10 protein-coding genes are annotated in these 8,156 nt (G+C 66.8%); all 10 read right to left on the reverse strand.

What is annotated here, in order from left to right:
* Positions 1-95: 95 nt before the first annotated feature.
* Positions 96-800: a conjugal transfer protein TrbF gene (gene trbF / locus IE083_RS14805; RefSeq protein WP_189354809.1), complete on the reverse strand. Its 705-nt coding sequence runs from the start codon at positions 798-800 to the stop codon at positions 96-98.
* Positions 801-818: 18 nt separating this feature from the next.
* The gene (trbL, locus tag IE083_RS14810) at positions 819-2,171 is read right to left on the reverse strand and encodes a P-type conjugative transfer protein TrbL (RefSeq protein ID WP_189354810.1); all 1,353 of its coding nucleotides are present in this window, start codon (positions 2,169-2,171) and stop codon (positions 819-821) included.
* Positions 2,168-2,479, reverse strand: coding sequence for a hypothetical protein (locus tag IE083_RS14815; RefSeq protein WP_189354811.1), 312 nt, complete (start codon positions 2,477-2,479; stop codon positions 2,168-2,170). Before IE083_RS14815 ends, trbL begins: the two co-directional genes overlap by 4 nt.
* Before the next feature lie 11 nt (positions 2,480-2,490).
* Positions 2,491-3,246, reverse strand: a complete 756-nt coding sequence (gene trbJ, locus IE083_RS14820) for a P-type conjugative transfer protein TrbJ (RefSeq protein WP_189354812.1) — start codon at positions 3,244-3,246, stop codon at positions 2,491-2,493.
* Entirely contained in the window at positions 3,243-5,702 is a 2,460-nt protein-coding gene (gene trbE / locus IE083_RS14825) for a conjugal transfer protein TrbE (protein WP_189354813.1), read from the reverse strand. Before trbE ends, trbJ begins: the two co-directional genes overlap by 4 nt.
* A 14-nt stretch (positions 5,703-5,716) precedes the next feature.
* The gene (locus tag IE083_RS14830) at positions 5,717-5,989 is read right to left on the reverse strand and encodes a VirB3 family type IV secretion system protein (RefSeq protein ID WP_015914708.1); all 273 of its coding nucleotides are present in this window, start codon (positions 5,987-5,989) and stop codon (positions 5,717-5,719) included.
* Positions 5,986-6,363 carry a TrbC/VirB2 family type IV secretion system protein gene (locus IE083_RS14835; protein ID WP_189354814.1) on the reverse strand — a complete coding sequence of 126 codons (378 nt, stop codon included), beginning with the start codon at positions 6,361-6,363 and terminating at the stop codon, positions 5,986-5,988. The genes IE083_RS14830 and IE083_RS14835 overlap by 4 nt, the downstream gene beginning before the upstream one ends.
* Complete coding sequence (gene trbB, locus IE083_RS14840) at positions 6,360-7,394, reverse strand: P-type conjugative transfer ATPase TrbB (protein WP_189354815.1); 1,035 nt, start codon at positions 7,392-7,394, stop codon at positions 6,360-6,362. The genes IE083_RS14835 and trbB overlap by 4 nt, the downstream gene beginning before the upstream one ends.
* Positions 7,391-7,855, reverse strand: coding sequence for a ribbon-helix-helix protein, CopG family (locus IE083_RS14845; protein ID WP_189354816.1), 465 nt, complete (start codon positions 7,853-7,855; stop codon positions 7,391-7,393). The genes trbB and IE083_RS14845 overlap by 4 nt, the downstream gene beginning before the upstream one ends.
* Positions 7,852-8,156: hypothetical protein (locus IE083_RS14850; RefSeq protein WP_444545836.1), on the reverse strand; the 305-nt coding region annotated here is incomplete at its 5' end. The genes IE083_RS14850 and IE083_RS14845, both read right to left, overlap by 4 nt.

Raw genomic sequence — 8,156 nt, forward strand, 5'->3', positions numbered from 1 at the left:
TCGCCCCCAAAGCAACGACTAAGCTGTTTGGGAAGGTGGGCGGGCCGGACGCTTACGAAGCATCACCGGCAAGGCGGATTTACGGAAAAGATCATTCATGGTTTTGCTCCTTCGTTCGCTTCCAGTTCGCGGCTCCACGACAAGCCGTTGACGTAGATTCCCAAGGGGTTCTTGCGCAGACGCTGCTCGGTGCGCGGGGTTTGCAGCACCGTGGAAATCACCGCGTTCCAGCGTTCGGTGCGATCCAGCGCGCCATTGACGAAGCGCGTCTCCGTCCAGCGCACGTTGAACGACGTGTCGCTGGCGCGGGTCACGCTGGTGATCTGCACCGTCACCGATTCCTTGCCGATGCGTGCGAACGGATCGTTCACACGGGCGTACTCGTTGAGCGCCACCGCACCCTTGTCGGTCGTGTAGTCGTAGGCATCGAGCCAGTTCTGCCGCACCACGATGGGGTCGATGGACAGCGAGCGCACCAGGCCGATGAAGCGGCCCAGGTGGTAGGCAATCTGCGCATCGCTGGGCCGGTACGGCGTGGCGGCTTCGCCCACGGCACGCACCTGGCCCGTGTTGTCCACCTCGATGACGTAGGGCGTGACGATGGACTGCGCCGAGCGCCAGACCAGGCCGCCCGCCATCAGCACAGCCAGCGTGAGGCAGCCAAAGGCCATGAAACGCCAGTTTCTGGCCTGCACGCGGGCCGAGCCGATGCGCTCGTCCCAGACTTGCGCCGCGGATTGGTACGGGGTGGCAGGTTGCGGCGCATCGGCGTAGCGCACCTGCGGTCGTTTGAATCGCATGGAAGTTCTCCTTGAGGATCAGGAATCGGAATCGCGAAGGCTTGGCCCCTGGCTGGAGCTGCCGCCGTCGCCGCCGCGCAGCGTGTGGGCGGCGGTGGTTGCGGCATGGGTGATCTGCTGCCTGCGGTGCAGGCGCTTGGCCCAGGCGGGTTGCGCAGCGGATGGGGTCGGCTCGTTTGCCGCCTGCGCGGCACCGGCTCCCGACACCGATCCGGCGTCATCGGGCCGGAAAGCAGCGGCGACACGCTCTTTCATCGAGCGTGCGCCCTCGGCCAGCTTCTGCCCGGCCGCCTGTGCGCCGGTCTTGGCGACATTGCCGACACCAGCGGCAGCGCCCTTGAGGCCACCGCCGGCGGATGCAGATCCCGCCTGAAACGCCGACCGTGCGCTGCTGGCGGCTCCGGTGGCGGCACGCGCTCCGCTGCCGGCCAGCTTGGCGGCTGCGGGTGCCATGCGCGCCCCGGCGGCGACCGCGCCGCCGACGCCCGTGGCCGCAGCGCCCACGGCAACAGCAGCACCGGCCGCACCCAGCGCGGCACCGGCCATCGCGCCCGCGCCGAGTTGCGGGCCGCCGGACACCAGCCCGGTCGCAATGCCCGGCCCGAAGATGCCCAAGGCCAACAGCGTCAGCGAGGCCAGCATCACGACCACGGAGTGGTCGATGGATGGCTCGGCCGGCTGCACCTGAAACTCGGCGAACAGCCCGGAGCCGATGCCCACGATGACCGCGAGCACCAGCACCTTGATGCCTGACGACACCACGTTGCCAAGCACCTTCTCGGCGAGGAACGCCGTTTTGTTCCAGAGTGCGAATGGCACCAGCACGAAGCCCGCGAGCGTGGTCAGCTTGAACTCGATCAGCGTGATGAAAAGCTGGATCGCCAGCACGAAGAAGCACAAGAGGACGATCAGCCAAGAAAGGAACATCACGACGATGGGCGTGATGTTCACGAACACTTCGGGGAAGCCCGCCATGTCGCCGATCTGTTTCAGGATCGGCGCCCCGGCGTCGATGCCGACTTTCGCAAGCCGGCCCGGCTGCAGGAAGTTCTCCATGCTCAGGGTCGAACCACTGGCCGTCAGGCCCAGGCCCGCGAATGAGCGGAAAACGATGCCCGCCAACCAGTTGAAATTGCCGATGATGTAGGCGAAGGCGCCCACATACAGCACCTTGCGGATCAACTTGGCGATCACGTCCTCACCCTGGCCGGTGGCATGACTCATCGCCCAGAACAGCCCGGCGAGCGTCATGTCGATGACGATCAGCGTGGCGGTCAGAAACGCCACTTCACCGTGCAACAGGCCAAAGCCCGAGTCGATGTAGCGCGAGAAGGTATCGAGGAAGCGGTCGATGATCGTTACGTCGTTCATGGCGAGTCCTCCTGCCCAGGCCGAGCGATTGCCCTACTACCATCAGCGGGTTCATCGAAGCTGGGTGGAATCGGCGGCAGATCGGCCAGCGTCTGGTATTCGCCCGGCCCGGCCTGGCCGGAGAGAAAGCGCCGCAGGTCGGCTTGGGCCACTTGCTCGCAAAACGCGCCGTCGTGCTCGCCCGCGCGGCATTGCTCCCTGAGCAAGTGCAACCGCGCGGGATTGACCGAAAGCGCATTGACCGAAGGCGCCTGCTCTTGGCCGCAACCGGCCAACAGACAGGCGAGCAGGACGGGCGCACCGTTCATGACTGCACCTGTCAGCGGTTGTAGAAATTGACGGGCTGCGGCGTGTACGGTGTGCCTTCGCCCAGGAAGCGGCGCGTCACCTCGCGCCCGCGCTCCGTGGCCGCCGCTTGCCGCGCCAGTTCCAGCGAGGCCGCGCGGTCTTGCGTGATCTGGAGCCGCTGCGTCTGGATCGACTGCTTGGCCTGCAAGGCCAGCAACTGGTTCATGGCCTGCATCGCTTGTAGCGCACCCTCGGCCGACTGGCTCTTGCCAACGAGGTCGGCCAGCACGCTTTCGTCATCGCTCAGGTTCTGCGACGCCTGGGCCTGCATCTGCATGGTGGTTTGCAGGCCGTTGAGCGTGTTCTTCCAACGCTCCTGCGCATCGAGGTACATCTGATTGCCGCTCACAGTGGCGGCGTACTTCTCGGGATACAGGCGCGCGAACTCCCGGTCGATGCTCGTCACGTCGTAGGCCAGGCCCTTGGCCTGCGCGATCAGTCGCTGGGTGGTCGCCAGGTTGGCGCGCAATTGGCCGACCACGCTGGACGGCAGGCTGGCCAGATTGCGCGCCTGGTTGATGAGCATCTGCGCTTCGTTCTGGAGTTGGCGGATCTGGTTGTTGATCTGCTCCAGCGTGCGAACCGCCGTGAGCGTGTTCTGCACCAGATTGGTCGGATCGAGCACGATGTCGCCGACGCCGAACAAGGCATGGGCGGGCTGCGCGATGCCGAAGGCGAGCACGCAGGCAGAGGTCAGCGCGGCGAGTTTCGAGGCATGGGTTTTCATGGTTGGTTCTCCTGGGGGTGGTTAGCGGTATGGAAGGAACCCGGCGCGAGGCCGGGGAACGAGGGCAGCAGGTCAGCCGCCCAATCGAGGCCGCGATGGCGCAGCCAGGCGCCCGCGAAGCCGGGCACGCCGGCATCCAGCAGCACACGGTCTATGTCGCGCTGGTCATGCGGCGTGGATGCACCCGCGAAGGCCAGCGTCGCCGGCCCCAGGTCGAGGTCGAACACGCGGTTGCCGAGGCGGGATTGGTAGTAGTAGTCGCGCTTGGGTTGCGCGGTGGCGACGATCTCGATCTGCCGGCTGTTGAGGCCGAAGCCCTCGTAGATCGTGCGAATCTGCGGTTCGGTCGCTTGCGGGTTCGGCAAGAAAATCCGACTCGCGCAGCTTTCGATGATTGCGGGTGCGATGGCCGAGTCCTTCACGTCCGCGAGCGACTGCGTGGCGAAGATCACCGAGACGTTCTTCTTGCGCAGCGTCTTGAGCCACTGGCGGATGCGCGCCGCAAACACCGGGTCATCGAGGAACAACCACGCTTCATCAAGGATCAGCAGCGTGGGCGCACCATCCAGCCGCTCCTCGAAGCGCGCGAACAGATAGCGCAGCACCGCGAGCACAGCGGCCTTGCTGTGCATCAGCTCCTCCATCTCGAACGCCTGCACGTCGGCCGTGCCGAGGCGGTCGTGGTCGGCATCCAGCAGCCTGCCGTGCGCACCGCCCAGGACGTAGGGCGCGAGTGCCTGGCGCAAGGTATTCGATTGCAGCAAGGCCGTCAGGCCCGTGAGCGTGCGCTGCTCCACCGGCGCGCTGGCCAGGCTCCCCAACGCAGACCAGATGGCCGCCTTCTCGTCGGGGCCGACGGCCGCGCCTTCGTGCAGCAGGCGGCCTTCCACCCATTCGCTGGCCCAGGTGCGGTAGCCCTCGCGGTCGATGCGTGCGAGCGGCTGGAAGGCGATCTCGTCATCCGCGCCCAGGTCGTAGTGCTCGCCGCCCATGCCCAGGATGGCCGCACGGATCGAGCGCCCCATGTCGAAGGCGAAGATGCGCGAGCCGCGATAGCGGCGGAACTGCATCGCCATCGTCGCCAGCAGCACGGACTTGCCCATGCCGATGGGGCCAACCACCAGCGTGTTGCCCACGTCGCCGATGTGCGTCACCAGTCGGAACGGCGTGGCGCCGTCTGTGCGCGTGACGATCAGCGGCGGGCCATCAAGGTGCGCATTGCGCTCCTGGCCGGCCCATACCGCCGACACCGGCATCATGTGCGCCAGGTTCAGCGTCGAAACGATGGGCTGGCGGACATTGGCGTATGCGTTGCCCGGAATGGACGACAGCCACGCATCCACGGCATTGAGCGTTTCGGGGATGGTGACGAAGCCCCGGCCCTGGATGACGCGCTCCACCATGCGCAGCTTCTCGTCGGCCACGGCGGCGTCCGCGTCCATGACGGTGACGGTCGCCGTCAGGTAGCCGAAGGCGACTTGATCGCTGCCCAGCTCCTGCAAGGCAGCATCCGCATCGGCAGCCTTGTTGTTGGCGTCGGTATCGACCAGCGGGCTTTCCTGCTGGAAGATCGTCTCGCGCAGCAGCGCGATGACGTTCTTGCGCTTGGCGAACCACTGGCGGCGCAAACGCCCCAACTCCCGTTCCGCCTCGGCTTTGTCGAGACACAGGAACCGGGTTGACCAGCGATACGCAAAGCCGAGGCGGTTGAGGTCGTCCAAAATCCCCGGCCAGGTCGAGGTCGGGAAACCGCGCACCGACACCACGCGCAGGTGCTGGTCGCCCAGCATCGGCGCCAGGCCGCCGACCAGCGCGGAATCGGTCAGCAGCGCGTCGATGTGGAAAGGCACTTCGGGCACGCCGATGCGGTAGCGCCGCATCGAGACGGTCGCGTGCAGGTAGGTCAGCGTCTGGCTGTCATCGAGCCACGCGATTTCCGGCATCACGCCATCGAGCAGGTCGAAGATGCGATCCGTTTCAGCGACGAAGGCGTGCAACCGTTCGCGCCAATCCACGCCTTCGGTGGGCCGGTTTTCGTACAGCAGGCCTGCGGCGCGAGCGCGGGATTCCTCGGACGGCAGGTAGGCCAGCGTCAGGTGATAGCCGCTCTCGAAGTGGTTGCCCGAGTCCTCGAAGGCGGCGCGGCGTTCTTCATCGACCAGCCAGGACAGCGGCTCGGGGAAATCGGAGTGCGGGTAGTCGGCGGCAGACCGGCGCTCGGCTTCGATGAACAGCGCCCAGCCCGAACCCAGGCGGCGCAGCGCGTTGTTCAAGCGCGCCGATGTGGCGATCAGCTCGCCTTGCGTCGCGCTGTCGAGGTCGGGGCCACGAAAGCGCGCCGTGCGCTGGAAGCTGCCGTCCTTGTTCAAGACGACGCCCGGCGCCACCAGTCCGGCCCAGGGCAGCCAGTCGGCGAGCAAGGCCGGGCGCTGGCGGTATTCGGCGAGGTTCAGCATCGCGGCGTCCTCCCCTACACGTCCAGCAGTGGGCGGTGCTTGATGTGCCGCGCGAACACGGCCATGAACTGCGGATCGACGCGCGCGCCCCACATCGCCAGCGAATGGCCGACGATCCAGAGCACGACACCGGGAATCCACAGTTGCAGGCCCAGCCCGACGGCGGCGGCCAAGGTGCCATTGGCAATTGCCACGGTGCGCGGCGCACCGCCCAGCAGGATCGGCTCGGTGAGCGAGCGATGCAGCGGCACCTCAAACCCGGCCGCGAAGGTGTCCGGGCCGCTCATACGACGGCCCCGCCCGAGAAGCTGAAGAACGACAGGAAGAAGCTCGAAGCCGCGAACGCGATGGACAGGCCAAACACGATCTGGATCAGTTTGCGAAAGCCTCCGCTGGTATCGCCGAACGCGAGTGCGAGGCCCGTGGCGATGATGATGATGACCGCGACGATGCGCGCCACCGGCCCTTGGATGGATTCGAGGATGGATTGCAGCGGCCCTTCCCAGGGCATCGAGGAGCCGGCGGCCTGCGCAGTGCCTGCAAGCAGCAGCATGAAGGCAGCGAGCATCAAGCCTTGCATGGCCGGGCGAGCCACGCCATCCAGCCGTGCGGGCCGAGGAAGCGGATTTACGGAAATACGGAAATCATCAACGTGCGTCATGGCAGTTCTCCAGAGTGGTCAGGGGACAGGGAAGAAAGGTCGGACTGCGGCAGCAGCTCGGGAAACGGCGCGTCCGTCGCATCCGCCAGTCGGTAGCCCACGCCGTCGAAGCCGACGACGCGGGCGATGCTCTCGATGTGGCGCTTGCGCCCGCGTCCGGCGATGTGGATCACCACGTTGACCGCTTCGGCGATCAGCGCACGCGGCGGGTTCACCGCCACTTCGAGAATCAGTTGCTCCAAGCGCAGCAGTGCGCCCAGCGCGGAGCCGGCGTGGACGGTGGCGATGCCGCCCGGATGGCCGGTGCCCCATACCTTGATGAGATCCAGCGCCTCGGCACCGCGTACTTCGCCGACGACGACACGATCCGGGCGCAGGCGCATGGACGAACGCACCAACTCGGTCATCGACACCACGCCCGCGCGCGTGCGCAGCGGTACGTGGTCGCGCGCCGCGCATTGCAGTTCCACCGTGTCTTCGAGCACCAGCACGCGGTCGCCCGTGGCGGCGATCTCGGCCAGCAGCGCATTGGCGAGCGTGGTCTTGCCGCTGCTGGTGGCCCCGGCGATCAGGACGTTCTGGCGCTCGCGCACAGCCCGCACCAGAAAGCCCGCCTGCGCGCTGGTCATCATCCCGTCGATGACGTACCGCTCCAGCGAGATCACGCCGATGGCGCGCTTGCGCAGCGCGAAGGCTGGCCCCGGTGCTGCCGGCGGCAAGATGCCCTCGAAGCGTTCGCCCGTTTCGGGCAACTCGGCCGACAGCAGCGGTTGCCCGCGATGGACCTCCGCGCCGACGTGGGCCGCGACAAGGCGGATGATTCGCTCACCGTCCGCCTCGGGCATTTCCACACCCATAGGCGCGCGCCCACTGGAAAGCCGATCCACCCAAAGGGTACGATCGGGATTCAGCATCACCTCCACCACGTCCGGGTCTTCGAGCGCGGCAGCGATCAGCGGCCCCATTGCCGTGCGCAGCATCTGGACGCGGCGATCGAGCGAGGTGGCGAAGGTCGAGGGAACGGCGCTCATGAGGCACGCTCCTGCGCTTCGGCGGCGGCTGCCGCGTCATCCATCCGCATTGGGTCGGGGTGCAGTTCCTCCACCACGTCACGCACCAGGCTGCGCCCGCGCAGGAGGTGGCGGCCCAACTGCTCCACAAACTGCTCGAACCGCGCTTTGCCCTGGGCGCGTGCCGCGTCTTGGTGCGCCTCGGGAACCGGCGTGCTCACGGTCAGGTAGTAGCGGATGAACAGCGCCAGCGTTTCGATGGCGATGTTCTGGTCGCGCTCCATGCGCTCGGCTTGGCGTGACAGGCGATCCAGCCGCTTGGCAATGGCCGCCTCGCGCTGGTCGGCGGCATCGGGCGACAGCCACGATGCGAGCGCCGCCGCGACGATGGACGACTTGGACACGCCTTTCTTGGCGGCCAACTCATCGAGCCGCTTGGCGTGCTCCGGCTGGATGAACAGGTTGAGGCGGTAGTGGCTCATAGCTCGATTCCGTCGTTAGGGTCGAGGGAAGCCAGCCGGGCCGTGCGCTGCATGGCCGGATCAAGCTGGCGAGGAAGGGGAAGCGGCAGGTCGTCGTCATCGAGCAGTGCGAGGTCGGCTGCGGACGCGGCCAGTTCGGGGTCGTAGGCGACGGTTTCAGAGAGTTCGGGCTGACGACGCGGGCCGCCGTCGTCGGCACTGCCAAGCTCATCAATGGGAACTGGAGCCGGTGCGGCAGGCATGTAAGCGTCCGGCCCGCCCACCTTCCCAAACAGCTTAGTCGTTGCTTTGGGGGCGAAGC

The sequence above is a fragment of the Vogesella fluminis genome, from assembly GCF_014652335.1.
GTDB classification, from domain to species: Bacteria; Pseudomonadota; Gammaproteobacteria; order Burkholderiales; family Chromobacteriaceae; genus Vogesella; species Vogesella fluminis.

Coding starts and splice junctions, on each gene's coding strand:
- trbF (WP_189354809.1), bottom strand. CDS start 800: ATGCGATTCAAACGACCGCAGGTGCGCTACGCCGATGCGCCGCAACCT.
- trbL (WP_189354810.1), bottom strand. CDS start 2,171: ATGAACGACGTAACGATCATCGACCGCTTCCTCGATACCTTCTCGCGC.
- IE083_RS14815 (WP_189354811.1), bottom strand. CDS start 2,479: ATGAACGGTGCGCCCGTCCTGCTCGCCTGTCTGTTGGCCGGTTGCGGC.
- trbJ (WP_189354812.1), bottom strand. CDS start 3,246: ATGAAAACCCATGCCTCGAAACTCGCCGCGCTGACCTCTGCCTGCGTG.
- trbE (WP_189354813.1), bottom strand. CDS start 5,702: ATGCTGAACCTCGCCGAATACCGCCAGCGCCCGGCCTTGCTCGCCGAC.
- IE083_RS14830 (WP_015914708.1), bottom strand. CDS start 5,989: ATGAGCGGCCCGGACACCTTCGCGGCCGGGTTTGAGGTGCCGCTGCAT.
- IE083_RS14835 (WP_189354814.1), bottom strand. CDS start 6,363: ATGACGCACGTTGATGATTTCCGTATTTCCGTAAATCCGCTTCCTCGG.
- trbB (WP_189354815.1), bottom strand. CDS start 7,394: ATGAGCGCCGTTCCCTCGACCTTCGCCACCTCGCTCGATCGCCGCGTC.
- IE083_RS14845 (WP_189354816.1), bottom strand. CDS start 7,855: ATGAGCCACTACCGCCTCAACCTGTTCATCCAGCCGGAGCACGCCAAG.